Below are 25,189 nucleotides of genomic sequence, written 5' to 3'. Positions count from 1 at the left end.
TGGGGCGTTTTTGTTTGTGGAGAACAACAGCACTTTCCAGCCGTTTATGGCTGCCTCCTCCTCAAAGCAAATCGTTTCATGATCTTGTCGCGAAGTTTAGTCGCCATGAGTGCCCTTTTTGTGTCGAGCACATTTCTATCCAGTTTAAGAAACGCACTCTGCTGCACGAGCTTTGCTGATTGATTGTCCCAAGGCCAAAACAAAAAACGACTTTGTTGGGTATTGGCGACCAGCTCAAGATTAAAAATGGCCATGTGAAGATTCCCGCTTGAGTCGTAGCGAGATGGCGCTACCTGGAAACGCCGCCCTTTAAGACTTTCCTCGTCCAGTGACAGTACGGCCGGCTGATCGGACACCAACGCATCCAGGGTGTCGATCATGGCATTACCCTGTCTGGGGTTCATGGTATGCGCGCGCTGCACCAGAAAATCGGCAATGCTCCCGGAGACAGTGACGCGGGTGCGGGTCGTGATGGCCCCTTCATGGAGCGACCAGCCCAGAAACATCAGTGTGCGCACATATTCATCCAGCCAGCTTTGTGAGTTGCCAAAGCGATTGTGAGCGAGGTCAGCCGAACTTGTTGAAAGACGTGTGCAGTCAGTTAAATCGTCATAGTCTTGCAAGGATAGTTCGTCGATACAGGAAATAAGATTGTGGTGTGTCACCACGCCAGAAGGTGTTTCGTTACGCATAAGTCACTCTTGATTAACATGAATAGTTTGAAGTGTGCGAGCAGTATGTCGCTGATGCAGATTACAGTCGGCTAAGTAGGTGTGGGCATGAATGTGCTGTGATTATGTTTCTTGGTTTTAAATTGTTGTTGGTGCGGTGGGTGCGAAGTTGTTGTACATATACGGAATTCAAATTCGGTTTGTTGATGCGTGTGCGGTGCGTTAGATTTCAGAAGTGCCCCAGGGGCCTATATAAATCTACGAAAGGAATAATGAATATGGACGTTATGGAAAGTACTGTAAGTGTCGAAGAAAGCACCGCCTTGGTAAAGGCGCGCATTAATAAGCGCCGGTTATTACAGCCAGCGGTTGGTCGGGTTAAACGGATGGCGGTAGCCACCGATAGCGGTCATCCCACCAAAGAACTGGATGCGGTGGTATTGGCCGAGACCCTGGTGGGTTATGGGGCAAACATCTCCCTTGAGAACATGGCGATTATTGAAAACCTGATCAAGTTTTCAAAGCTGGAGGCGAGCTACGAAGTTCCAAGTGGTAACCCCAAAGATTGGTATCTCGCTTTTCTGAAATGCATGGATGAAGCAGGCTGTTTAGTCGCCGATTCTGGTTACACCTCCTATCAGAAGAGCGCGCATCAGTTAACAATGGATAACATCGTTACCGATATCGTCAAAGTCGGGCTTGATGCGGCGAAAGCGGCGCTGCCCGCTGCTGCAGTTCTCGGTGCGATTGCCGACACCGCATTGGGTGCCCTGAAAAAAGAACCTGAAGCCATCAAGTTGTTCAGCAGTGAAGTGATCAAAAAGAACGGGGTCAGGCTCGCGGTAATGCCTTGTGATCAAATGACGAACGGTATCATTCTCACTTCGTTGACTTCGATTGACTACATCGATGGCAGCAATAAAAAAGAGCCTCTATTTTTCGACTGGAAAACGTCGAATGCGGATATTTTTCGTGGCAGCGCGTACATGACCTTTAATCCAATTCGTTACGCCGAAATAAAGGATGATCTGGAAGAATACCTTGGGCAGTTTTACAAGGCCGCACTGAGCAAAAGGTTTCAACGACGCAAGAACGCAATCAGCTAAACAAACAGGGCCAATGGTGTCATGCCATTGGCCGCTTTTTCAGCACGCGCAGAAGACACTGTGGGCTCAGGGAACCAGATAGCCCTTGACCCCGGTAAAGATGATCTGAGCTGCAAGCGCACAGACAAACAAACCCATCAACCGGCTGACGATCTGCAAACCCTGGTCACCGAGAATCCGCTCGATCCGGTTCGACAGGTAAAGCACCACGCCAACCGTAAAACTGGCCAAGGCAATACTGAGAATCGCCGTGAGCTTGTCGTCCCAATGGGGCTGACTGATGCCCATCACCAGCAAGGCGCCGATGGTCCCGGGGCCGACTGTCAGGGGAATGGTCAGCGGGACGATCGTAACATCCTGCTGCACATTGTCGGTTTGTACCGCTGACTTGCCTTGGGCCATGCCCAATGCCGAGATGAACAGCACGCTGCCGGCACCGATGCGGAACGCGTCGACGGTGATGCCGAAGACGCTGAAAATCACGCGCCCGAACAGGTATAGCAAGATGCTGGACACCAGTGTGGCGGTGGCCACTTTCCAGGCCAGGCGCCGTTGTTCCTTGCGCGAATAGCCGCGGGTCAGACTGATGAAGCAGGACAACACGAAGAACGGGCTATAGAGCACCAGCATCTTCAGGTAAACGCTGAATAACACATGGAGCATGGTGCAGGCTCACAGTCTGGGAAAGTCGAGGGGGAGTCTATCAGGCGTTACGAGGTCTGTCGGCTCAGGTGGTTTGAGCCGTTGCCCGGTTTTGCTGATCCCGCTCCGCCACCCAGTGCTCAATCAAGTCGCGCAGCTGCGACAGCTCGACCGGTTTCGCCATGTGCCCGTCCATGCCAGCCTGGCGCGCGCGCTCCTTGTGTTCGGCGAGAATGTGCGCGGTCAATGCCACCACTGGTGTCCGAATACGCTGATTGCCGACTTCCCAGGCACGTAACTGCTGCGTCGCCGAGAACCCGTCGAGGATCGGCATTTCACAGTCCATCAACACCAGGTCATAGCGCTGGGCTTTCATCGCCTGCAAGGCTTCTTCGCCATTGCTGGCGGTGTCCGGTTGCAGATTGAGCTTGCCGAGCATGCCGCGAATCACTTTGGTCGAAATGCTGTTGTCCTCCGCCACCAGGATGCGGAAATCGCTTGGGACCTTGACCGGAAGCATCGGGCCGATTGGCGAGTTCTGCGACATGGCCTGGCCTTTGTTACGCTGGTTGAGCTCGTCCGCCAGGGTGGTCTTGAGGGTGTAGCCGGCCACCGGTTTGGCCAGAATGCGTTTGATCCCGGAGTTGCGCGCGATGATCTTGCTTGGTGCGTTGCTGATGCCGGTGAGCATGATCAGCAGAATGTCGTGGTTCAGGCTCGGGTCTTCCTTGATCTTGGCCGCCAGTTGCATGCCGGTCATGCCGGGCATGTTCTGGTCGAGCAGAACCACATCGAAATAGTCGCGCAAGTGCGCTTTGGTTCGCAGTAATGCCAAGGCCTCTTTACCCGATGGAACGGCACTGACGTTCAGGCCCCAGGCGCTGCACTGCTGCACCAGCACCTTGCGGCAGGTGTCGTTGTCGTCGACCACCAGCACGCGTGCACCTTGTAGCGGACCATCGAGGTCCGAGGTCGGATGCTCGAGTCGATCAGGGTCCAATGGCAGGGTCAGCCACAAGGTGCTGCCCTGATTGGCGCCGCTCTTGATGCCGAATTCACCCTGCATCAGGCGAATCAACTGACGGGCAATCACCAGCCCCAGATTACCGCCCAGGCTGGTCGCCGAGAGGAAGTGCTTGCTGTGCAGCTCGGCGTGCATCAGGGCATCACGCTCTTCGGGTTCCATCGGCACGCCGCTGTCCTGCACGGCGATGCGCAGGCGCGGTTTGGCGCTGCGGTCATCGAGGGCGACGACGATCAGGATCTCGCCTTCGTCGGTTTTCTTGAGGGCGTTTTCCAGCAGGCTCAGCAAGGTCTGGCGCAAGCGCGTCGGGTCACCGCTGATGACGCGTGGCACTTGCGGCTGGATGAAGCTGATCAGCTCGACGTTTTGCTGTTCGGCCTTGGCGCGGAAGATGCTCAGGCAGTCTTCGATCAGGGCATTGAGGTCGAACTGCACATCGTCCAGTTCGATCTGCCCGGACTCGAGCTTGGAGATGTCGAGAATCTCGTTGATCAGTGTCAGCAGTTCGTTGCCGGCGCTGTGGATGGTCTGCACGTAGTCGCGCTGTTTGACCGACAAAGGCGTACCCAGCAGCAGCTCGGTCATGCCCAGCACGCCATTCATCGGGGTGCGGATCTCATGGCTGATCTTGGCGAGGAATTCGGCCTTGGCGTTGATCTCGGCATTGCTGGCCGCCAGGTCTCGACTGACACTGAAGCGATCTTCAGTGATGCTGCGCTGACGTTCACCCAAGGCAATGCTCATCAACAGACCACTGATGCAGATGAACACGAGCAGGGTGATGATCAGGCCTTGGGGAGCCACTTGGGTCAGCCCCAGCAGGGCCGGCAATATGATCAGCGTGCCGATGTTGAACACCACCATCGCCGCAACGAACAGGCGAGCCGGGCGATAACCTTTTTGCCAATGATAAGCGCCGACGAACAACATGCTCAGGCCGGCCAGCGCAACCAGGGCGTAGGTCATGATATTGAGCGGCAGCGTGTTGACGAACAACAGCAACAAGCCGCAGACCACGATGAACAGGATGTCCCCCAGCAACAGCTTGTTCAGCGGATGAGGGCCGAGTGGGGCGAAGAAACGATAGGCGAACATCAGGCCGCAGGGCGCTGTGAGCAGCAAGGCGAGATAGGCGCCGGGCGTCTGCACGGCATGCCAGTCCGGTAACCAGGGGCCCGCCAGGTTCAGGAGCAACAGCAGGCTGAGCATCAGCAGCGCCTCGCATCCGGCGAGCCACACACTGCTGCGCGATCGCGTATACGCATAGCGCACGAGGTTGTGCAGGATCAGCATCCCGATGCAACCGAACAGCAGGCCGTAAATCAGTGTCTGCTTCTGGTTGGCGGCGGTCATGATCGCCGATTGCAGGGTGATGAAGGGCCGCAACTGGTGTTCGGACACGAGTCGCAGGTAGACATCGAGGGGCTTGTCGCTTTGTGGCAGCGGCAACATGAAGTCGCTGCTGGGCAGGGGACGGTTAGTCTGGGGCTGCGAGGTGCCGGTGTTCAATTGATCGATCAGCGTGTCGCCGTCGAGCACATACAAGTTGAGGTGCGACAGGTCAGGGGCGAATACTCGCAGCAATTGCTCGTGTTTGCCGGGCGCCAGCCTGAAGCGCAGCCACAACGCCCCCTCGGGCTCGGCCGCGGTAAGGCGGTCCAGTTCGATGGGGCTGAATTGATTGGTGTAGCGAGCGGAACGGATGTCGCTCAGCTGCAGGTCGCCCTGTTCATCAAGCAATACTGCCCAGCCACTGCCTTGCGCGGCCGACGCCGGGAGCATGCAGAGCAAGGTCAGCAATGTGACAGTGAAACCTATGGCAATCCTGAGCCAGCGCACGGCGAAATCCCTTCGTAGGTTGATGCCAGATTAGTACTATGCGCGGCGCCGGAATAGTCCGGCAAGGGCCTGAGGCCCTTGCCCGGCTGAATGGATCGCTTATTCCTGATTTTCGCCACGCTCGCGGGCAATGGCACGGTAGCCAATGTCCTTGCGATAGAAACAGCCTTCCCAATCAATCTTGGCCGCCAGCTTGTAAGCCTGCTGCTGGGCAGCATCGACGCTGGCGCCCATGGCGGTAGCGCAGAGCACCCGACCACCGGCCGTCACCACTTGACCGTCCTTGAGCGCAGTGCCGGCGTGGAAGACTTTACCTTCCAGAGCGGCGGCAGCTTGCAGGCCGTTGATGGCGACGCCTTTAGCGTAGTCGCCCGGGTAACCGCCAGCGGCCAGCACAATCCCGACGCTCGGACGTGGATCCCATTGCGCTTCGACCTTGTCCAGGGCTTGCGCCAGGGCAGCTTCGACCAACAACACCAGGCTCGACTGCAAGCGCAGCATCACCGGTTGGGTCTCAGGATCACCGAAACGGCAGTTGAACTCGATAACTTTTGGGTTACCAGCCTTGTCGATCATCAAGCCCGCGTACAGGAAGCCAGTGTAGACGTTGCCTTCCTCGGCCATGCCGCGCACTGTCGGCCAGATCACCAGGTCCATGACCCGTTGATGAACTTCGGCAGTCACCACCGGAGCAGGGGAGTAAGCACCCATGCCGCCAGTGTTCGGGCCGGTGTCGCCGTCGCCGACGCGCTTGTGGTCCTGGCTGGTGGCCATCGGCAGCACATTCTTGCCGTCGACCATGACGATGAAGCTGGCTTCTTCGCCGTCCAGAAACTCTTCGATCACAACGCGCGAACCGGCTTCGCCAAAGGCATTGCCCGCCAGCATGTCGCGTACGGCGTCTTCGGCTTCGGCCAGGGTCATGGCAACGATGACGCCTTTACCGGCAGCCAGGCCATCGGCCTTGATCACGATCGGTGCGCCTTTTTCACGCAGATAAGCCAGTGCCGGCTCGATCTCGGTGAAGTTCTGGTAATCGGCGGTCGGGATCTTGTGGCGAGCGAGGAAATCCTTGGTGAACGCTTTCGAGCCTTCCAGCTGAGCGGCGCCAGCGGTCGGGCCGAAGCAATCCAGGCCACGGGAACGGAACAGATCGACGACGCCTGCAACCAGCGGCACTTCCGGGCCGACGATGGTCAGGGAAACGTTTTTCTCGGCAAAGTCAGCCAGTTGCTCAAGGGCCAGCACGTCGATGGCGACGTTCTCGCACTTGGCTTCAGTGGCCGTACCGGCGTTGCCCGGGGCAACGAACACTTTCTGCACGCGCGGATCCTGAGCCACTTTCCAGGCCAGGGCGTGTTCACGGCCACCGCTGCCAATGATCAAAACATTCATTTCAAAAACCTCGGATGACGCTAATTCTGTGGGGGGCTGATCGTTCCCACGCTCTGCGTGGGAATGCCTCTACGGACGCTCTGCGTCCGAGGGACGCGGAGCGTCCCAGGCTGCGTGCCCACGCAGAGCGTGGGTACGATCAAGCAACAAATCAGTGACGGAAGTGGCGCATGCCGGTGAACACCATGGCGATGCCGGCTTCATCAGCTGCGGCAATCACTTCCGCATCACGCATCGAGCCGCCTGGCTGGATCACTGCGGTAATGCCAACCTTGGCTGCGTTGTCCAAGCCGTCGCGGAACGGGAAGAACGCGTCGGAGGCCATTACCGAGCCTGCCACCTGCAAACCGGCGTGTTCAGCCTTGATCGCGGCAATACGGGCCGAGTTCACGCGGCTCATCTGGCCGGCGCCGACACCGATGGTCTGACGGTTCTTGGCGTAGACGATGGCATTGGACTTGACGTACTTGGCCACTTTCCAGGCGAAGATCAGGTCGTGGATCTCTTGCTCGGTCGGTGCACGCTTGGTCACGACTTTCAGGTCATCGGCGCTGATCATGCCGATGTCGCGGCTCTGTACCAGCAGGCCACCGTTGACACGTTTGTAGTCCCACGCAGGGGCGCGGTCAGCCGACCACTCGCCGCAGGCCAGCAGGCGCACGTTGGCTTTGGCGGCGACGATGGCGCGGGCTTCTTCGCTGACGGACGGAGCGATGATCACTTCGACGAACTGACGCTCGACGATGGCTTTGGCCGTTTCAGCATCCAGCTCGCGGTTGAACGCGATAATGCCGCCGAACGCCGATTCGGTGTCGGTGGCATAAGCCAGTTCGTAGGCCTGACGGATGCCGCCTTCGGCGTCCGGGCTCACGGCCACGCCGCACGGGTTGGCGTGCTTGACGATCACGCAGGCTGGCTTGACGAAGCTCTTGACGCATTCCAGCGCGGCGTCGGTGTCGGCCACGTTGTTGTACGACAGCTCTTTGCCTTGCAGTTGGGTCGCGGTGGCGATGCCGACTTCGGCAGGCTTGGCTTCCACGTAGAACGCCGCGCTCTGGTGCGGGTTCTCGCCGTAGCGCATTTCCTGAGCCTTGACGAACTGGCTGTTGAAGGTGCGCGGGAACTCGCTGCGACCTTCGGTGCTGAGGGTCTCAGCGGCCTGGTTCACGGTGCCCATGTAGTTGGCGATCATGCCGTCGTAGGCAGCGGTGTGTTCAAAGGCCTTGAGCATCAGGTCGAAACGCTGAGCGTAGGTCAGGCCGCCGGCCTTGAGGTTTTCGAGGACGCTGGCGTAGTCGCTGGCGTTGACCACGATGGCCACGTCTTTATGGTTTTTTGCTGCCGAACGGACCATTGTCGGGCCGCCGATGTCGATGTTCTCGATGGCGGTCGGCAGGTCGCAACCTGGCTTGTTGATGGTGGCTTCGAACGGGTACAGGTTGACCGCTACCAGATCGATCGGCTTGATGCCGTGTTCGTTCATGATGGCGTCGTCGATACCGCGGCGACCGAGGATCCCGCCGTGGATTTTCGGGTGCAGGGTCTTGACCCGACCGTCCATCATTTCTGCGAATCCGGTGTAATCGGCGACTTCCACTGCGGCAACACCGTTGTCGCGCAGCAGCTTGAACGTTCCACCGGTGGAGAGGATCTCGACGCCCAGGGCTTCAAGCTCCTTGGCGAATTCAAGGATCCCGGTCTTGTCGGAAACGCTGATCAAGGCGCGGCGGATCGGCAGGCGGGTAGTCTGGTCGGTCATTTCAATTTCCATCAAAAGCAAAGGAGTCAGCAAAAAAGGCGACCGTTTTTACGCGGGCGCCTTTCTGGTTTGATTGAATGCTTACAGCAAATCGTACTGCTTGAGCTTCTTGCGCAGCGTGCCCCGGTTGAGTCCGAGCAGCTCGCTGGCCTTGGTCTGGTTGCCCTTGACGTAGTTCATCACGCACTCGAGCAGGGGAGCCTCGACTTCGGAGAGCACCAGGTTGTACACATCCGTGACGGCAGCGCCCTCAAGGTGGGCGAAATAATTGTGCAGCGCTTTCTCGACACTCCCGCGAAGGGTCTGACCTTCTTCGCTCGGCGTGTTGAGGTGCTGTTTCAAATTCACGTTGTCGCTCACGGGTGTTGTTCCACTCACTAAAGTCTCGGTCATCATCGTCATGCGGCCACCCCTTCTCCGTCCCCTGTCAGGCTCTTATAACGTTCGGCGAAGAAGCCCTGAACGTTGGCGCATTGTGCTTCCGTATCTTCCAAACGATTGAAGTGGGCGCGAAACTCCCTGGCGCCCGGCAAGGTTGCGAGATACCAGCCCACATGCTTTCGAGCGATACGGACACCCATGACGTCTCCATAGAAGACGTGCAGTGCAGCCAGATGCTCTAGCAGAATGCGTTCCACCTCGATCAGTTCCAGTGCCGGGAGTTTCTCGCCGGTCCGCAGGAAATGATCGATCTCACGAAAAATCCATGGCCGCCCCTGGGCTGCCCGGCCTACCAGCAGGCCATCGGCACCGGTCGCATCAAGTACGTACCGGGCCTTCTCGGGTGAGTCGATATCGCCGTTGGCAAAGACCGGAATCGACACTGCCTGCTTGATCGCGGCAATGGTGTCGTACTCGGCTTCACCGGTGTACAGGTCGGCACGGGTGCGGCCATGGACCGCCAACGCCGTGATGCCTGCCTGCTCGGCGATCTTCGCCACCGTCAAACCATTCTTGTTGTCCCGGTCCCAGCCGGTGCGGATCTTCAAGGTGACCGGTACATCGACCGCAGCCACTACGGCTTGCAGGATCTCGGTGACCAATGCTTCATCCTTCAACAGCGCGGAACCGGCGGCCTTGTTGCAGACCTTCTTCGCCGGACAGCCCATGTTGATGTCAATAATCTGTGCGCCCAGTTCGACATTCGCTCGAGCCGCATCCGCAAGCATCTGTGCATCGCCACCGGCGATCTGTACCGAGCGAGGCTCGGGATCACCTTCGTGAATCATGCGCATCCGCGATTTGCGGGTGTTCCACAAACTCATGTCGCTGGTGACCATTTCCGAGACTACAAGCCCTGCGCCCAGTCGCTTGCACAGCTGACGAAAGGGCTGGTCTGTGACGCCCGCCATTGGCGCGAGAATCAAGCCGTTGTGCAATGTATATGGACCGATGCGTACCGCCGACATAGGACTTCCCTGTTGTGGGGCCGGATCATGAGAGTTCGAAAAAGGGTTGGCATGATACCCGCTCTCGATGACTGGATAAAGGCTGAATTGAACAAAATCTGAACAGTAATTCTGTTATCGCCAGCGGTTTGGTATGAGCGGTCAAAGTCAGAAATATGCCGTCAAGCCTGTAACGGTGAACCGTTTCACTCGGGCGAGTGGAAGCTCAGGCTGTAATTCACCGCTTTGGAGCCTGGATCGAGAATATCCAGTGCGATGTGGATCGGCGTCTGCGGTGGCATTTCCGCCATCCCTTCGAGGTCGCCGTTGAGGTACTCGCCGGGCTTGAAGCGACGGCTGGCGATCAGGTGACCGTTCAGGTCGGCAAAGCGCAGTTCCAGCAGCGGGAACGGCTGGGAGAAGGGCGCGCGGTTGTAGATGATCGCATCGACCACCAGCGCACCATTGAACTCGGGGTGGCTGCGCACGACCAGGTTGCTGCTCTTGATTTTTGCGATGTCGACCTTGGACGGCACCGTGCAGCCGATTTGCGGACACAGTTGCTGGAACCACGGACGGTACTGGTCCTGGCGTGCCAACTCGTCGAAATGGTAAGCGATGTATTGGCCCGCCAACGCGGCTGCGCCGAGCAAGACCAGCAGGGACCAGAACAGCCGTCGGCCCCAGGGCGAGCGGCGTTTTTGCCAATCCAGTTGCAGCGGATCGTCGCTCAGGTCTTGCAAGGCCTCGGCACGTTCGGTCGATTCACTGCGCTCGTGTCGCTTGCGCAGGGGGACGATCGGGGGCAGGTCGTCGTCAGGAACATCGGTTGCCGACAGGCGATCTTGGTGCAAGGGCATGTCGAGCGGGTCATTCAGGCGCAGTTGTGGCACCTGGGGTTCGTCGTCCAGATCAACCGGTTCCAGCGAAAACGAAGGTTCGGTGCGCGCGTGCTTGCCCGATTCGGACCGCGTTTCCTTTTGATCGGCTTCGACCGCCTGGGCGCGATCAGCGGCTGATTCGCTGAAGAGGCTGTCGGACCACGGAACGTCGTGTTCGGCGTTATCCCGGCGAGCGCTCAGGGTGTCTTCGCGGTGCCGGCCGAATTCGGTGGTCGGCTGGATTTCCCGCTGTTCGAGACGGGCGAGTTCTTCGTCCAGGTCCAGGCTGTCCAGATCCAGCTCGGCGGCGGACCATTGCTTTTGGCTGATGGCGCGCTGTGCCGGCGGTTCGACGATGGCCGGGGCGACCGGTTTGACCGCTTCCTTGCCGGCCCGCTGGTCAAGCAGCTGCTTGGCGGCGTTGAACACCTGCAGGCACGAGCCGCAACGAACCACTCCACGGGCCACGCTCAATTGAGCGTGGCTGACACGGAAGCTGGTTTGGCAATGCGGGCACTGAGTGACGAAGCTATCGGTCATGCGGCGATCCGGTTTAGGCAGGCGCTCATTCTAGCGCCGACGGCCAGTGATGCGCACCCAGCCATCGCGATTGGCAATCGGGTCCAGATCGAAGTCCTGGGCATAGGCCTTGGCAACGTCTTCACCCTGCTCGGCGAGGATGCCCGACAGTGCCAGGCGGCCGCCAGGCTTGACCAGGCTGGACAGTTGCGGCGCCAGGGAAACCAGCGGGCCGGCCAGAATGTTGGCGACCAGCACGTCTGCCTGAACCTGAGGCAGATCTTCCGGCAGATACAGCGGAAAGAGTTCTTCGGCGATGTTGTTGCGCCCGGCGTTGTCGCGGGAGGCTTCCAGTGCCTGGACGTCGATGTCGGTGCCGACGGCTTGCTTGGCGCCCAGCAGCAGGGCAGCAATCGCCAGGATCCCCGAGCCGCAGCCGAAGTCGAGCACGTTGCAGTCCTTGAGGTCCTGGCCGTCGAGCCATTCCAGGCACAGCGCTGTGGTCGGGTGGGTGCCGGTGCCGAACGCCAGGCCCGGATCCAGCAACAGGTTCACGGCATCAGGTTCCGGGGCGGCGTGCCAGCTCGGCACGATCCACAGCCGCTGGCCAAAACGCATTGGCTGGAAACCGTCCATCCAGCTGCGTTCCCAGTCCTGGTCTTCGATGACTTCGCTGTGGTGCTCGGGCAGCGGGCTGCCGGTCAGCAATTCAAGATGGGCCAGCACGGAGGTGGCTTCGGTGCCGCCTTCGAACAGCGCCAGCAGGTGCGTGTGCGACCACAGCGGCGTGGTGTTGAGTTCCGGTTCGAAGATCGGCTGATCTTCGGCATCCATGAAGGTCACCGACACGGCGCCCACTTCAAGGAACGCGTCTTCGTAGGTTTCGGCTTGTTCTGGGCTGATGGCGAGACGGACTTGCAGCCAAGGCATGGCGGGCACCTTTGAAAAATATTGATTGCAGCCTAGCGGGCTGCGAGAAGCGCGCAAGTTTACGCGAGCGCGGAGGTTTTGTGGGAGTCGCCTGTGCTCACCGCACAGTTCCTGATGAGCACCATGCCCTGTGGGTGTGATGCTCGGTGAAATACCCAGAAACAACAAAGCCGCCCGAAGGCGGCTTTGTTGATGGGGTCGAAGCTTAGTGCTTCTCGCCTGCCAGCTTGTGCTCGAGGTAGTGAATGTTCACGCCCCCTTTGCAGAAGCCTTCGTCACGGACCAGGTCGCGGTGCAGCGGGATGTTGGTTTTGATCCCGTCGACAACGATTTCGTCCAGCGCATTGCGCATGCGCGCCATGGCTTCTTCACGGGTTGCGCCGTAGGTGATCAGCTTGCCGATCAACGAATCGTAGTTCGGCGGAACGGCATAACCGCTGTACAGGTGCGAATCGACGCGAACGCCGTTGCCGCCTGGAGCGTGGAAATGCTTGACCGTGCCTGGGCTTGGCATGAAGGTTTTCGGGTCTTCGGCGTTGATCCGGCATTCCAGCGCGTGACCACGGATGACCACGTCTTCCTGGGTGTACGACAACTTGTTGCCAGCGGCGATGCTGAGCATCTCCTTGACGATGTCGATGCCAGTGACCATTTCCGAAACCGGGTGCTCTACCTGGACACGAGTGTTCATCTCGATGAAGTAGAAGTGGCCGTTTTCGTAAAGGAACTCGAAGGTGCCGGCGCCACGGTAGCCGATGTCGATGCACGCCTTGACGCAGCGAGCGAGGACTTCAGCGCGTGCTTTCTCGTCGATGCCCGGTGCCGGCGCTTCTTCGAGAACCTTCTGGTGGCGACGTTGCAGCGAGCAATCGCGGTCGCCCAGATGGATGGCGTGGCCCTGGCCATCGGAAAGCACCTGGACTTCCACGTGACGTGGGTTGGTCAGGAATTTTTCCAGATAGACCATCGGGTTGCCGAACGCTGCGCCCGCTTCGGAGCGGGTCAGTTTCGCCGAGGAGATCAGGTCTTCTTCTTTATGCACAACGCGCATGCCGCGACCACCACCGCCGCCAGCGGCCTTGATGATCACCGGGTAACCGACTTCGCGACCGATGCGCAGAGCGGTTTCTTCGTCTTCAGGCAGTGGGCCGTCGGAACCCGGAACGGTTGGAACGCCCGCAGCGATCATGGCGTGCTTGGCCGATACCTTGTCGCCCATCAGGCGAATGGTGTCGGCTTTGGGGCCAATGAAAGCAAAGCCGGAGTTCTCGACCTGTTCAGCGAAATCAGCGTTTTCCGCAAGGAAACCGTAGCCTGGGTGAATGGCGGTAGCGCCGGTCACTTCAGCGGCGGCGATGATTGCCGGGATGTGCAGGTAAGAGTGCGCGGCCGAGGCCGGACCGATGCAGACGGATTCGTCTGCCAGGCCCAGGTGCATCAGCTCTTTGTCGGCCTTGGAGTAAACGGCGACCGTCTTGATGCCCATCTCTTTGCAGGCACGCAGGATCCGCAGGGCAATCTCACCGCGGTTGGCGATCAGAACTTTTTCCAACTTCGCAGTCATCAAAGTTTCTCCGCGGTTCAAACGATGGTGAACAGCGGTTGGTCGTACTCAACCGGCTGGCCGTCTTCGACGAGGATGGATTCGATCACACCGCTGGTTTCAGCTTCGATGTGGTTCATCATCTTCATGGCTTCGACGATGCACAGGGTGTCGCCTTTCTTCACGGTCTGGCCGACTTCAACGAAGGACGGCGAGGATGGCGAAGACTTGCGATAGAACGTACCGACCATCGGCGAACGGGCAACGGCGCCGTTCAGCGCGGGGGCGGCCGGAGCAGCAGGAGCGGCAGCGGCAACCGGGGCAGCAGCGACAGGCGCTGGAGCCGGAGCGTGCATTGGAGCAGGTGCGTAGTACTGCTGAGCCGGGGTTTTGCTATGACGGCTGATACGTACGGACTCTTCGCCTTCCTTGATCTCGAGCTCGTCGATGCCGGACTCTTCCAGCAGTTCGATCAGTTTCTTAACTTTACGGATATCCATGAATCATCAACTCCCAAGGGTCGGTCAGGGGCGTTACGCTTGTTGTTCAAGCTGTTGCCGGTCTTTCAAGCTGTTCTAGGGCGGCCTCCAGGGCCAGTCGATAACCGCTGGCGCCAAGGCCGCAGATCACTCCCACCGCTACGTCGGAGAAGTAAGAGTGATGGCGGAAAGGTTCGCGTTTGTGCACGTTAGACAAATGCACTTCGATGAATGGGATGCTCACCGCCAGCAGCGCGTCACGTAATGCGACACTTGTGTGCGTAAAAGCTGCTGGATTGATCAGAATGAAATCCACACCTTCGCTGCGAGCGGCGTGGATGCGGTCGATCAATTCATATTCGGCGTTGCTTTGCAGGTGCAGTAAATGGTGACCAGCTTCACGAGCGCGGCGTTCCAGGTCCTGGTTGATCTGCGCCAGTGTCGTAGCGCCATAGGTGCCCGGTTCACGGGTGCCGAGCAAGTTCAGGTTGGGGCCGTGCAAAACCAATAAGGTCGCCATCTGCTGATCCTTGTTATCTGTGTGCAATTGTCAGAACCCGGCGACTATGCCGCAAAGCCTTTGTGACTGTCCAGTTCTATGCAATAGCCAGCACGATGGCCGATGTTTGCGCGAAATATGTGACCGAGTGATTAAATCCGGTCATTTGCTTTGGCGACGCGTTCGGCGAAGTCCTTCGCGTTGATCTCGCCGATCACCCGCACATCGGCGCGTTCGACGCCGTCCTTGCCGAAAAACATCAGCGCCGGTGGACCGAACAATTTGTAGCGATCGAGCAGGGTGCGTTGCTCGGCGTTGCTGGAGGTGATGTCGAAACGGATCAGTCGATAGCCCTTGAGGCGTTCGACGACCTTGGCGTCGTTGAGCACTTCGTGTTCGATGACTTTGCAGCTGATGCACCAGTCGGCGTACCAGTCGAGCAGCAGCGGGGTGCCTGTGGACCGGGCGTCGGCGAGAACGCGATCAAGCTCGGTCGGGGTCGTGACGGTTTGCCAGGCACCGCTGTCTTGCGGTTGCTGGTTGCCGGCAATCATGTGCGGCTGGCCGATCGGATTGAACGGGTCAGTCTGACCGCTGAATGCGCCGTACCAACAGGCCAGCGCGTAAAACAGCAGGAACATCCCCAGTAATTGTCCGAGGCGTTTTCGCGGCGGTTTGTAGACGAACTCCAGCGCGCCCATGAACAACCCGACGCCTCCGGCCAGCAAGCCGATCAGCAACAAGGTGATCTGACCCGGCAATATGCGACTGAGCAGCCCGATCGCCAGACCCAGTAGCAACACGCCGATCGCATTTTTCACCTGGATCAGCCACGGCCCACTTTTGGGCAGCCAGGCCGCGCCGCCGGTGGCTACGAGCAATAGGGGCGCGCCCATGCCAAGGCCGAGCATGAACAATTTCAAACCGCCGCCGAGAGCATCACCACTGGCGCTGATATACAGCAGCGCGCCGGCCAGCGGCGCCGACACGCAAGGGGAGACCAGCAGGCTCGACACCACGCCCAACACCGCCGCGCCCCATAGCGAGCCGCCTTCCGTGCGGCCGGCGATACGATCCAGGCGACTGCTGATGGCGTACGGCAACTTGAGTTCGAACACGCCGAACATCGCCAGGGCAAACACTGCGAAAAACATCGCGAACGGCACCAGCACCCAGGCCGATTGCAGGCGTGCCTGAAGGTTGAGTTGCGCGCCGAACATTCCCATCAACGCACCCAGCAAGGCGAAGCAGGCGGCCATTGGCAGCACGTAAGCCAGGGACAGGTTGAAGCCGCGCAAGCCACCGACCTGGCCGCGAAGCACGACGCCGGAAAGGATCGGCAGCATGGGCAGCACACACGGGGTGAAGGTCAGCCCCAAGCCTGCGAGAAAGAACAACGCGAGTTCGCGCCAGTTCCAGATGTGCGCGGTCGTCGGGGCACCGAGGCCATCAATGCTGAGGCGCTCGGTCTCGGGTGGATAGCACAGGCCTTTATCGGCACAGCCCTGATAAGTCACCGCCAGCGTGAAGGCCCGTTGATCGGTGCGCGGCAGCTCTACGTCGAGAATTCCGTGGTAGACCTCGACATCGCCGAAGTACTCATCGTGTTTCTGCTCGCCCTTGGGCAATTGTGCGGCGCCGAGGCCGACATCGGCCGGATCGGCGCGAAATTGAAAACGATGGCGATAGAGGTAGTAGCCCTCTGTCGCGACGAAACGTAGTTTGATCGATTGCGGTGTGCTGTCTACCAGGCTCAGCTGAAACGCCTCGCGCACCGGCAGGAAGTCGGCACTGTTGTTGATCGAGCCCAGGGTGGTACTGGGACGACTCTCCAGCAACCCGGCGGCGGTAGCCGGCAGGGCGATTACTAAAAGCAGCAGGCAGAGCAAACGGCGCATGACAATCTCGCGTATCGGAGGTGCGGGAATGATAGCGGAGTCGTCTCGAATCCGTATGTATGTAGGAGCTGTCGAGTGAAACGAGGCTGCGATCTTTTGATCTTGTTTTTAAATAATCAAAGTCAAAAGATCGCAGCCTCGTTTCACTCGACAGCTCCTACAGAGGCTGGTTGGTCAGACGCGGAAGGCCTGGACGGCGGTGTGAAGTCGCCCACCCAACACCAACAGATTTTCCCCCTGCACGCGCCCCTCGCCGATGCGCAGCAAGTTATCCCCACCCAATTGGTGAATCCGCTCACTGTGATCGCGGATCTCACTGACGGCGCCGCTCTGCTGGGCGGTGACATCGGCGATGCGCACGGCGGTGTCGGAAATGGTCTGGATCGCGCCGACGATTTTATCCAATGCACCGTCGGCCGCCTGGGCCTGATTGGCTGTGGCTTCGGCGTGTTCGACCTGGGCACGCATGCCCTCTACTGATTGCCGCGCGGCGGTTTGCAGGCCTGCGATCAAGGTCTGGATCTCGGCCGTGGCGCCCGCGGTGCGTTGTGCCAGTGAGCGCACCTCTTCAGCTACAACGGCAAATCCGCGGCCCATTTCCCCGGCGCGGGCCGCTTCGATGGCGGCGTTCAGGGCCAGCAGGTTGGTCTGGTCGGCAATCGAGCGAATCACCGTGAGAACGCCGCCGATGGTCGCCGACTCTTCGGCCAGGTGTTCGATCATCTGTGCGTTGCCCTGCACTTCGCCCACCAGTGCATGCAGCCCGGTGAGGCTCAGGCCGATGACTTTTTGTCCATGCTCGACCGCCAGTCCGGCATGACGGCTGGCGTCGGCCGCCTGGCTGGCATCACCGGCGACTTGTTGAATCGTCGCCTCCAGTTCACCGAGGGAATCGCGGATCAGCGCCGTGTCGCCCGCTTGATGCTCGGCGCCACTGTGCAGGTCATTGCTCAGTTCGGCCAGGGTGCGGCTGCTGCCGGCGACCTGTTCGGCATTCAGGCGGATGGTCCCCACCAGGTCCACCAGATAGGCGCGCAAGCGATTGAGCGACGCTTCAATGTCATGCAGTTCGCGGTTGGTCTTGCCCAGTTGAATGTCTTGGCTGAAGTCGCCCTCGGCCCAGGTCGAGAGCGCCGGCGCCAAATTGGTCAGTGTCCTGGCCAGTTTGCGTTGCAAGGTGTCGATCAGCAGGGCGATCAGCAAAATCAGGCCGATCATCACGCCCTGCATCAGCCGCACTTCACCCTGGATCTGCCCGTGCTGGGCGCGGACCACCGGTTCCAGCCCGGCAATGGCCTGTTGCACGGCGGCGATTTTCAGGTGAGTCGCGGTGCTGAGATCGGCGCGTTTTTGAATCTGGTCTCGCGTGCGCGAGAGTTCGGCGGGGTAGCGCGTCAGCAGGCTATTGAGTTCCCGTTTCAGCCCAACGCCCGCGTCTTCGGCCACGGTTTTTTCGGTGTTCTCCAGGCCCATCATCGCCGAGAAATCGTCACTGCCCGATTCGCTGCTGCTGGCGACACCCAGCAGCGGTAACGCGCCAAGCAGCTCTGCCTGCGTGCGGATGTTGGCGACTTCGCGCTCGACATCGGCGGCCAACTCGCTGCGGCCGCTGCTGACCAGTTTGTCCCGGGCCAGAGACAGTTTGCCCACGTGCTGAGAGGCGGCGAGCAAGGGCGCCAGATAAGTCGAGTTTCCGCTGGCGTACTGGCTGAGTTGTTCGAGACTGCCGCCAAGTTCCCGTTCCGCTTGCAACAGCAAGGCCTGCGGATCGCCCGCCAGTTTGCCGGCGGCCAGCAGGTCGGTTTTACTGAATTCTTCCAGGTTCGACAGGCTCGGGCGCAGGGTTTCAGCCAATGCGGGCGGCAAATCACCAAGTTCCTTTTGTAGGCCGTCGATGGCCTGGCTGGCGCTGCTTAAACGCAGGGCATCACCGCTGGAGAGGTAATCCTCGATATTGCGTGCCACTTCATTCTGGAATTGCTGGGACAGGCCCAGATAGCGCTCCATCAGCAGATAGGGGCGTTCCAAAGCTTTTTGCGACCACCAGAGCGTCGCGCCGAGCGCCACACACACGGCCACTAAAAGGAGGGTATTGAGATTGGTCAGCAGCTTCAGGCGCATCGCGGGTCTACCAACGGCAGAATGGTAAGCGCTTGAAGTTATTGCGTTTCTGTTACAGCGTTATGACTGAATGGGTCCATTCCGATGAAAAGGTGGCACTTTGCTTTGACGTCCGCGCGGCCTGCACGCGGTTACGTCCGCCGTCCTTGGCGCGGTACAGCGCCTCGTCGGCCTGGCTGGCCATCATCAGGCTGTCGGAGTGTTCACAGAGCTCCACCACCCCGGCGCTGAAGGTGCACCACAAATCCTGGGGCTGCGCCGGATAGTGAATCTCGGCAAAGCGTTGACGGATTTCATCGAGCGCCCGGTGCGCCGATTCGAGATCGGTGTCCGGCATGACAATGGCGAATTCTTCACCACCGTAACGGCCGATGAAGTCGGTCTTGCGCAAGCGTTGCTTCAAGAACAGCGCCAGGCTCTTGATCACCCGGTCGCCCATGGGGTGGCCATGGCTGTCGTTGACGCGTTTGAAGTGGTCGATGTCGAGCATCGCAAAACTCAGCGGCTTGTTCTCGCGGCGGGCGCGGAAGCTGCAGTCTTCGAGCAATTGCAGGATGTGCGTGTGGTTATACAAACCGGTCAGGCTGTCGCGAACCATCCGCGCCTTCAAATTGCGCGCCCTAGCCGCACGGTTGCGCACGGTGGTGATCAGGTGTCGTGGCTTGATCGGCTTGGTCAGGAAGTCGTCGCCACCTTCGCTCATGGCGTCGAGCTGCTTGTCCAGGTCATCTTCGGCCGACAGGTAAATGATCGGCACGCTGACGTAACGGTCGTTGTGGCGGATCACCTTGGCCAGTTCCGTTCCCGTGCAGGTCGGCATGTACATGTCGAGGATGATCAGGTCCGGCTGAAAGTCCGCCAGCTCGGCCATCGCCTGAATCGGATCGATCAGCGTGCGCGTGACGATGCCGGCGCTGTTGAGCAGGCGTTCGGTGTGCAACGCCTGGGCACGGGAGTCGTCGATGATCAGCACTTTGTAAGGTTCGTACTGGGCGACACACGTCAGGACTTCTATCTTCTCCAACAGGCTCGAAGCTTCGAGGGTGCCGGTGAGGAATTCCTGACCGCCGGCGCGCACGGCGGCGAGGCGGGTCGGGGTGTCGGTTTCGTGCAGGCTGAAGAACAGCAGGGGTAACGGTTCGTCCAAGCCAACCTGAGCTTCGGCCGCCAGCGTCAGGCCGACGCCCGCGCCGCTGAAGTCCACGTCCATGACGATCGCCGCGGGCAAGCGCTCGACCATTGAGGAGCGAAACGCCGACACGCTGTCCAGGGACTGCGCGCTGAGTCCGAAAAATTCAAGTTGCTTGGCCAGGCGCTCGGCACGGTCGTGATCTTGCAGCATCACGTAGATCGGCTTGCGCAGCGGTGGTAGAAAAGTTTGTTCGAACTGATCGCCATGACGCAGGCCAGTGCGTGACAGGCGTTGCATCAAGCGATTGAGGTCAGTGATCAGCCCGCTGCTCAGGCGTCCGCGATTGGCGTCGACCGCCTCCAGCGACTGACCGATGTGGCGCGCGAGTTGAGAGTGTTCCGGTTGTTCGAAACGCTCGGCAAACCGTAGCAGGCGCAGGTTGGCCTCGCTCAGTTCGGACAAATCGGTAGTGGACCACTCGCTGCGTTGCAGGCGCTGCCATATCTCAAGAATTTGACGTGCTTGATGAATTACCCGCTGGGCAAAGTGGTGCTTGAGGCGCTCACGGCTGGGGTCTTCTGGCTCGGTCATATCCTGACTACTAGTTAGGGTGCATGCTGAGATCGACTGGTGGCTCTATGCTAGCACCTCTTTTGAATCCCATGAGTGTTGTGTGTCAATAATCTGCAAAGCGACGTCATTCAGTTTCTGACCGACTGGTCGCATAGGCTCAGCGCTGTGCTTCATTTATAGTGGCGGCTGGATCGCCTCGTTGGGTGGCTCGCCGTTTCGCGCAGGATTAATGCGCGGCAAACGAGGCACGATGGCGTAGGGTTGTGGTCGAACCGATGAACTCAAGTGATTGAAAGGATATCGCCATGCTGGACTGGAAGAATCGCGCGGGCAGCGCGCCTGAACGTGCCGCTGAACCGAAATCGGCCACCCGCAGTTACATCGGCGGCCTGTTGTTCAGCCGGGCGCTGGCCACGCTGATCGGCCTTTACCTGCTGGTGACGATTGGGCTGGGTTGGTATTGGAGCGAGGAGCCTGCGCTGTTTCCGGTTCAACAAAATGCCCAGGCGGCTGCCGAGAAAGAAGGCAAGCAGATGGTCATCGGGTACACCACGGTGGAAACCCTCAAGACCGTCGCCGGTACATTGCTGAACAAACCGGGTGGCTATATTGCCAACGACCGTTTCCCGCCGGGCCTGTGGATGGACAACATGCCGAGCTGGGAATATGGCGTACTGGTCCAGGTCCGCGACCTGAGTCGTGCAATGCGTAAAGACTTCGCCCGCTCCCAGTCACAGTCCGCCGAAGACGCCGACCTGGCCAAGGCCGAGCCGCGTTTCAACTTCGATAACAAGAGCTGGGTGCTGCCTTCCAGTGAGTCCGAATACCAGGAAGGCATCAATTCCCTGAGCCGTTATCAGGCACGCCTGTCCGATCCGAATCAGAAAAGCGCGCTGTTCTATGCCCGCGCTGACAACCTGAACAACTGGCTGGGCGATGTCGGCACCCGTTTGGGTTCGCTGTCGCAACGTCTGTCGGCCAGCGTCGGTCGGGTCAAGCTCAACACCGCACTGAAAACCGAAGTCCTGGCCCCGGGTCAGGTGCCGCAGGTCGATGAAGAAATCGTCGAGACCCCGTGGATGCAGATCGACAACGTGTTCTACGAAGCACGCGGTCAGGCCTGGGCGCTGTCGCACTTGCTGCGCGCCATCGAAGTCGACTTCGCCGATGTACTGGCCAAGAAGAACGCCACGGTCAGCGTGCGTCAGATCATTCGTGAACTGGAGGCTTCGCAAGAGCCGGTCTGGAGCCCGATGATCCTTAACGGCAGCGGTTTCGGGGTGCTGGCCAACCACTCGCTGGTCATGGCCAATTACATTTCCCGGGCCAACGCTGCGGTAATCGATCTGCGTCAATTGCTCAATCAGGGCTGAGTCATGGTTGATAACGCCAAAGAGGCCGCCCATCGCGCGGCCTCGGATGCCGAACAGATCGCCTGGGTCGACGAGCACGACAACCTGCTCGGCGCCCTGGTCCGTTCGGATCTGCGCGAGCGTGGGCTGATCGGGCGCGGCACCTACATCATGCTGTTCAACTCGGCCGGTGAACTCTGCGTCCACCGCCGAACGCTGAGCAAAGCCATTTACCCGGGTTTCTGGGACGTGGCGGCAGGGGGCATGGTGCTTGCCAGCGAAACCTACGCCGAGTCGGCAGCGCGTGAACTTGAAGAAGAATTGGGCGTGAGCGGCGTGGAATTGAGCGCCCATGATCACTTCTACTTTGAAGACACCGGCAATCGCTTGTGGTGTTCGGCGTTTTCGGCGGTGTGGGACGGCCCGTTGATCCTGCAACCGGAGGAGGTGCTTGAAGCGCGCTTCATCCCCATTGATCAGGTCATGCTGGAAATCCAGCAAAAGCCCTATTGCCCGGACTCTCTGGCCGCGTTGATGCGCTATCTTCGGGCTCAAGGGAACGACGTCGCAAAAGAGCTATAAATTGGCGCCGATTGGCTCTTAGCAAGTCGGCTTTTTGCCGTTACACTGCGCGGCCTTGTAGGAGCTGTCGAGTGCAACGAGGCTGCGATCTTTTGATTTTACCGTTGAATCAAAATCAAAAGATCGCAGCCTCGTTGCACTCGACAGCTCCTACACGCAAACACAGTGTTGAACGTTTCAGTAGCGCTGCCCCTGCCTGAGTGGGGCTTCGCGGTCGATAGCCTTGCCCAAGTGCTGCGACCAGTCTTTGTCCTCCCAAGAGGATTGCCGGTGGCCAAAAAAGCCGCATCCTTCGCCGCCCTTGGTGGCTTGGTATTTTCCACCGACGCAGGTCGTCATTGCCCGGATTGCAGTAAACCGGTGGACGCCTGTATCTGCAAACAGACCGTTATCCCGGCCGGCGACGGCATTGCTCGCGTGCGTCGCGAAAGCAAGGGCCGTGGCGGCAAGACGGTGACCACCATCACCGGCGTGCCGTTGGCCGAAGACGCGCTCAAGGACCTGGCGACCACGTTGAAGAAACGTTGCGGGACCGGCGGGGCGTTGAAAGACGGGATCATTGAAATCCAGGGCGATCATGTCGAGCTACTCTTGGCCGAACTGATCAAGCTTGGTTTCAAGGCGAAGAAGTCCGGCGGCTAGCAGCCTCTGTGAAAACCACCCTCGGCTTGATCCAGCCCTGATCCGATTCAGGCCTGGCGTCGCCTACATGGTTTTCACAGAGCCTGTTCTGACCGGTTTCTAAACTCACTGCGGTCAGCGAGGTCTATCCCCTCGTTGACGAACCGTCATTTTCATTCTTTAGAATGCGCCGGCCTGAACCCAGGCGACGCTCTATGACTTCTTTATAGGGGACTTCAATGTCCGTACGACGCACACGCAAAGACGATGGCAGCCAATGGACAGTTGCGGACAGCCGCAGTGTTTACGGGATTCGCCATTGGGGGGCCGGGTATTTCGCGATCAATGACGCCGGTCGCGTCGAAGTTCGTCCGAACGGTCCGACCAGTTCGCCTATCGACCTCTTCGAGCAAGTCGACCAGCTGCGCCAAAGCGGCCTGTCCTTGCCGTTGCTGGTGCGCTTCCCCGACATTCTGCAAGACCGCGTTCGTCAGCTGACCGGCGCGTTCGATGCCAACATCGAGCGTCTGGAATACCAGAGTAAGTACACCGCGCTGTACCCGATCAAGGTGAACCAGCAAGAAGCGGTGATCGAAAACATCATCGCCACCCAGAACGTGTCCATCGGCCTGGAAGCCGGCTCCAAGCCTGAGCTGTTGGCCGTGCTGGCCCTGGCGCCGAAGGGCGGCACCATCGTCTGCAACGGTTACAAGGACCGCGAGTTCATCCGTCTGGCGCTGATGGGCCAGAAGCTGGGCCACAACGTGTTCATCGTGATCGAGAAAGAATCCGAAGTCGCGCTGGTGATCGAAGAAGCGGCCTCGCTCAAGGTCAAGCCTCAGGTCGGCCTGCGCGTGCGTCTGTCGTCCCTGGCATCGTCCAAATGGGCGGACACCGGTGGCGAGAAGTCCAAGTTCGGTCTGTCGGCGGCGCAACTGTTGTCGGTGGTCGAGCGTTTCCGCGCGGCAGGTCTGGATCAGGGCATCCGCCTGCTGCACTTCCACATGGGTTCGCAGATCGCCAACCTGGCGGACTACCAGCACGGCTTCAAGGAAGCGATTCGTTACTACGGCGAACTGCGCAACCTCGGCCTGCCGGTTGATCACATCGACGTCGGTGGCGGTCTGGGTGTCGACTACGACGGTACTCACTCGCGCAACGCCAGTTCGATCAACTACGACATGGACGATTACGCCGGTGTCGTGGTCGGGATGCTCAAGGAGTTCTGCGACGCGCAGAGCCTGCCGCACCCGAACATCTTCTCTGAAAGCGGCCGCTCGCTGACCGCTCACCACGCCATGCTGGTGGTGCAGGTGACCGACGTCGAGAAGCACAACGACGACGTGCCGCAGATCGACAACAAGGAAGAGCTGCCGGAAACCGTGCAATGGCTGGTTGACCTGCTGGGCCCGACCGACATCGAAATGGTCACCGAAACCTACTGGCGCGCCACGCACTACATGAGCGACATCGCGACCCAGTATGCCGATGGCAAGCTGACCCTGGCCGAAAAAGCCCTGGCCGAGCAATGCTACTTCGCTGTGTGCCGTCGCCTGCATAACTCGTTGAAGGCGCGTCAGCGTTCGCACCGTCAAGTGCTCGATGAGCTCAACGACAAGCTGGCCGACAAGTACATCTGCAACTTCTCGGTGTTCCAGAGCCTGCCGGACACCTGGGCCATCGGCCAGGTATTGCCGATCCTGCCACTGCACCGTCTCGACGAAGAGCCGCTGCGCCGTGCCGTGCTGCAAGACTTGACCTGCGACTCCGACGGCAAGATCAAGCAATACGTCGACGAACAGAGCATCGAGACCAGCCTGCCGGTACACGGTTTGAACGAAGGCGAAGACTACCTGCTGGGTATCTTCCTGGTCGGCGCTTACCAGGAAATCCTTGGTGACATGCACAACCTGTTCGGTGACACCGACTCGGTGAACATCTACCAGAACGCCGATGGCAGCGTGTACCACGCCGGTATCGAAACCCACGACACCATCGAAGACATGCTGCGTTACGTGCACTTGTCGCCGGAAGAGCTGATGACCCACTACCGCGACAAGTGCGCCAGTGCCCGCATCACTGCCGCCGAGCGCACCCAGTTCCTCGACGCTTTGCGTCTGGGGCTGACCCGTTCGTCTTACCTGTCTTCTTGAGGTAAGGCTCGCTCTCATCGGGTTGTCTGAAAATGTTCCGTGCGCGACGGAAATTTCAGATGACCCGGTGCGAAGCTTCCCT

At 59.5% G+C, this 25,189-nt stretch carries 19 protein-coding genes and 1 pseudogene; 5 read left to right on the top strand and 15 right to left on the bottom strand.

Annotated features, from left to right (window positions below; translation table 11 throughout):
- Positions 1-44: 44 nt before the first annotated feature.
- Positions 45-692: a hypothetical protein gene (locus BLQ41_RS01685; RefSeq protein ID WP_090176070.1), complete on the bottom strand. Its 648-nt coding sequence runs from the start codon at positions 690-692 to the stop codon at positions 45-47.
- Positions 693-949: 257 nt separating this feature from the next.
- On the opposite strand from BLQ41_RS01685, the gene BLQ41_RS01680 reads away from it, so the two are divergent.
- Positions 950-1,777: a hypothetical protein gene (locus tag BLQ41_RS01680; RefSeq protein WP_090176068.1), complete on the top strand. Its 828-nt coding sequence runs from the start codon at positions 950-952 to the stop codon at positions 1,775-1,777.
- Positions 1,778-1,843: 66 nt separating this feature from the next.
- Here the strand turns inward: BLQ41_RS01680 and BLQ41_RS01675 are convergent, their stop codons facing one another.
- The 14 genes and pseudogenes from BLQ41_RS01675 to gcbA form a co-directional block, all read right to left on the bottom strand.
- Positions 1,844-2,440: a MarC family protein gene (locus BLQ41_RS01675; RefSeq protein ID WP_090176065.1), complete on the bottom strand. Its 597-nt coding sequence runs from the start codon at positions 2,438-2,440 to the stop codon at positions 1,844-1,846.
- A gap of 64 nt (positions 2,441-2,504) precedes the next feature.
- Positions 2,505-5,282, bottom strand: a complete 2,778-nt coding sequence (locus BLQ41_RS01670) for a hybrid sensor histidine kinase/response regulator (RefSeq protein ID WP_090176063.1) — start codon at positions 5,280-5,282, stop codon at positions 2,505-2,507.
- Between the two features lie 99 nt (positions 5,283-5,381).
- Positions 5,382-6,677 carry a phosphoribosylamine--glycine ligase gene (gene purD / locus BLQ41_RS01665; protein WP_090176061.1) on the bottom strand — a complete coding sequence of 432 codons (1,296 nt, stop codon included), beginning with the start codon at positions 6,675-6,677 and terminating at the stop codon, positions 5,382-5,384.
- A gap of 151 nt (positions 6,678-6,828) precedes the next feature.
- On the bottom strand, positions 6,829-8,436 hold the full coding sequence (purH, locus tag BLQ41_RS01660) for a bifunctional phosphoribosylaminoimidazolecarboxamide formyltransferase/IMP cyclohydrolase (protein ID WP_090176058.1): 1,608 nt from the start codon (positions 8,434-8,436) through the stop codon (positions 6,829-6,831).
- Positions 8,437-8,517: 81 nt separating this feature from the next.
- Positions 8,518-8,838 carry a DNA-binding transcriptional regulator Fis gene (gene fis / locus BLQ41_RS01655; RefSeq protein ID WP_007907419.1) on the bottom strand — a complete coding sequence of 107 codons (321 nt, stop codon included), beginning with the start codon at positions 8,836-8,838 and terminating at the stop codon, positions 8,518-8,520.
- Positions 8,835-9,845: a tRNA dihydrouridine synthase DusB gene (dusB, locus tag BLQ41_RS01650; RefSeq protein ID WP_056746229.1), complete on the bottom strand. Its 1,011-nt coding sequence runs from the start codon at positions 9,843-9,845 to the stop codon at positions 8,835-8,837. The genes fis and dusB overlap by 4 nt, the downstream gene beginning before the upstream one ends.
- A 185-nt stretch (positions 9,846-10,030) precedes the next feature.
- Positions 10,031-11,245, bottom strand: a complete 1,215-nt coding sequence (locus tag BLQ41_RS01645) for a DUF3426 domain-containing protein (RefSeq protein ID WP_090176056.1) — start codon at positions 11,243-11,245, stop codon at positions 10,031-10,033.
- A gap of 30 nt (positions 11,246-11,275) precedes the next feature.
- Complete coding sequence (gene prmA / locus BLQ41_RS01640) at positions 11,276-12,154, bottom strand: 50S ribosomal protein L11 methyltransferase (RefSeq protein ID WP_090176054.1); 879 nt, start codon at positions 12,152-12,154, stop codon at positions 11,276-11,278.
- Positions 12,155-12,359: 205 nt separating this feature from the next.
- Positions 12,360-13,718: an acetyl-CoA carboxylase biotin carboxylase subunit gene (gene accC, locus BLQ41_RS01635; RefSeq protein ID WP_090176051.1), complete on the bottom strand. Its 1,359-nt coding sequence runs from the start codon at positions 13,716-13,718 to the stop codon at positions 12,360-12,362.
- Positions 13,719-13,735: 17 nt separating this feature from the next.
- Entirely contained in the window at positions 13,736-14,197 is a 462-nt protein-coding gene (accB, locus tag BLQ41_RS01630) for an acetyl-CoA carboxylase biotin carboxyl carrier protein (RefSeq protein ID WP_090176048.1), read from the bottom strand.
- 46 nt (positions 14,198-14,243) lie between these two features.
- On the bottom strand, positions 14,244-14,696 hold the full coding sequence (gene aroQ / locus BLQ41_RS01625) for a type II 3-dehydroquinate dehydratase (protein WP_020797556.1): 453 nt from the start codon (positions 14,694-14,696) through the stop codon (positions 14,244-14,246).
- Positions 14,697-14,827: 131 nt separating this feature from the next.
- Entirely contained in the window at positions 14,828-16,573 is a 1,746-nt protein-coding gene (locus BLQ41_RS01620; protein ID WP_090176045.1) for a protein-disulfide reductase DsbD, read from the bottom strand.
- A 174-nt stretch (positions 16,574-16,747) separates the two neighbouring features.
- Positions 16,748-17,254, bottom strand: a pseudogene (locus BLQ41_RS31280) (methyl-accepting chemotaxis protein); the annotation flags it as partial.
- Positions 17,255-18,746: 1,492 nt separating this feature from the next.
- Positions 18,747-20,417 (bottom strand): diguanylate cyclase GcbA, encoded by a 1,671-nt coding sequence (gcbA, locus tag BLQ41_RS01610; protein ID WP_090176039.1) that lies wholly within the window; start codon positions 20,415-20,417, stop codon positions 18,747-18,749.
- 287 nt (positions 20,418-20,704) lie between these two features.
- Here gcbA and BLQ41_RS01605 point away from each other — a divergent pair, with 287 nt between their 5' ends.
- The 4 genes from BLQ41_RS01605 (at position 20,705) to speA (ending at position 25,107) form a co-directional block, all read left to right on the top strand.
- Positions 20,705-21,772 (top strand): DUF2333 family protein, encoded by a 1,068-nt coding sequence (locus BLQ41_RS01605; protein WP_090176036.1) that lies wholly within the window; start codon positions 20,705-20,707, stop codon positions 21,770-21,772.
- A gap of 3 nt (positions 21,773-21,775) precedes the next feature.
- Positions 21,776-22,333, top strand: coding sequence for an NUDIX hydrolase (locus tag BLQ41_RS01600; protein ID WP_090176033.1), 558 nt, complete (start codon positions 21,776-21,778; stop codon positions 22,331-22,333).
- Between the two features lie 270 nt (positions 22,334-22,603).
- Positions 22,604-22,975, top strand: coding sequence for a translation initiation factor Sui1 (locus BLQ41_RS01595; protein ID WP_090176030.1), 372 nt, complete (start codon positions 22,604-22,606; stop codon positions 22,973-22,975).
- Between the two features lie 218 nt (positions 22,976-23,193).
- Positions 23,194-25,107, top strand: a complete 1,914-nt coding sequence (speA, locus tag BLQ41_RS01590) for an arginine decarboxylase (protein WP_090176027.1) — start codon at positions 23,194-23,196, stop codon at positions 25,105-25,107.
- Positions 25,108-25,189: the final 82 nt, after the last annotated feature.

Origin of the sequence: Pseudomonas arsenicoxydans (genome assembly GCF_900103875.1) — a bacterium.
In the GTDB taxonomy this organism is placed as follows: domain Bacteria; phylum Pseudomonadota; class Gammaproteobacteria; order Pseudomonadales; family Pseudomonadaceae; genus Aquipseudomonas; species Aquipseudomonas arsenicoxydans.
This window is presented reverse-complemented; position numbering and strand designations above follow the sequence as displayed.

Bases quoted from the DNA above. Each gene is read 5' to 3' on its own strand.
- accC (WP_090176051.1), bottom strand. From the start codon at position 13,718: ATGACTGCGAAGTTGGAAAAAGTTCTGATCGCCAACCGCGGTGAGATT.
- speA (WP_090176027.1), top strand. From the start codon at position 23,194: ATGTCCGTACGACGCACACGCAAAGACGATGGCAGCCAATGGACAGTT.
- BLQ41_RS01645 (WP_090176056.1), bottom strand. From the start codon at position 11,245: ATGACCGATAGCTTCGTCACTCAGTGCCCGCATTGCCAAACCAGCTTC.
- BLQ41_RS01605 (WP_090176036.1), top strand. From the start codon at position 20,705: ATGCTGGACTGGAAGAATCGCGCGGGCAGCGCGCCTGAACGTGCCGCT.
- BLQ41_RS01675 (WP_090176065.1), bottom strand. From the start codon at position 2,440: ATGCTCCATGTGTTATTCAGCGTTTACCTGAAGATGCTGGTGCTCTAT.
- purH (WP_090176058.1), bottom strand. From the start codon at position 8,436: ATGACCGACCAGACTACCCGCCTGCCGATCCGCCGCGCCTTGATCAGC.
- gcbA (WP_090176039.1), bottom strand. From the start codon at position 20,417: ATGACCGAGCCAGAAGACCCCAGCCGTGAGCGCCTCAAGCACCACTTT.
- BLQ41_RS01620 (WP_090176045.1), bottom strand. From the start codon at position 16,573: ATGCGCCGTTTGCTCTGCCTGCTGCTTTTAGTAATCGCCCTGCCGGCT.
- BLQ41_RS01680 (WP_090176068.1), top strand. From the start codon at position 950: ATGGACGTTATGGAAAGTACTGTAAGTGTCGAAGAAAGCACCGCCTTG.
- accB (WP_090176048.1), bottom strand. From the start codon at position 14,197: ATGGATATCCGTAAAGTTAAGAAACTGATCGAACTGCTGGAAGAGTCC.
- BLQ41_RS01685 (WP_090176070.1), bottom strand. From the start codon at position 692: ATGCGTAACGAAACACCTTCTGGCGTGGTGACACACCACAATCTTATT.
- dusB (WP_056746229.1), bottom strand. From the start codon at position 9,845: ATGTCGGCGGTACGCATCGGTCCATATACATTGCACAACGGCTTGATT.
- prmA (WP_090176054.1), bottom strand. From the start codon at position 12,154: ATGCCTTGGCTGCAAGTCCGTCTCGCCATCAGCCCAGAACAAGCCGAA.
- aroQ (WP_020797556.1), bottom strand. From the start codon at position 14,696: ATGGCGACCTTATTGGTTTTGCACGGCCCCAACCTGAACTTGCTCGGC.
- BLQ41_RS01600 (WP_090176033.1), top strand. From the start codon at position 21,776: ATGGTTGATAACGCCAAAGAGGCCGCCCATCGCGCGGCCTCGGATGCC.
- fis (WP_007907419.1), bottom strand. From the start codon at position 8,838: ATGACGATGATGACCGAGACTTTAGTGAGTGGAACAACACCCGTGAGC.
- purD (WP_090176061.1), bottom strand. From the start codon at position 6,677: ATGAATGTTTTGATCATTGGCAGCGGTGGCCGTGAACACGCCCTGGCC.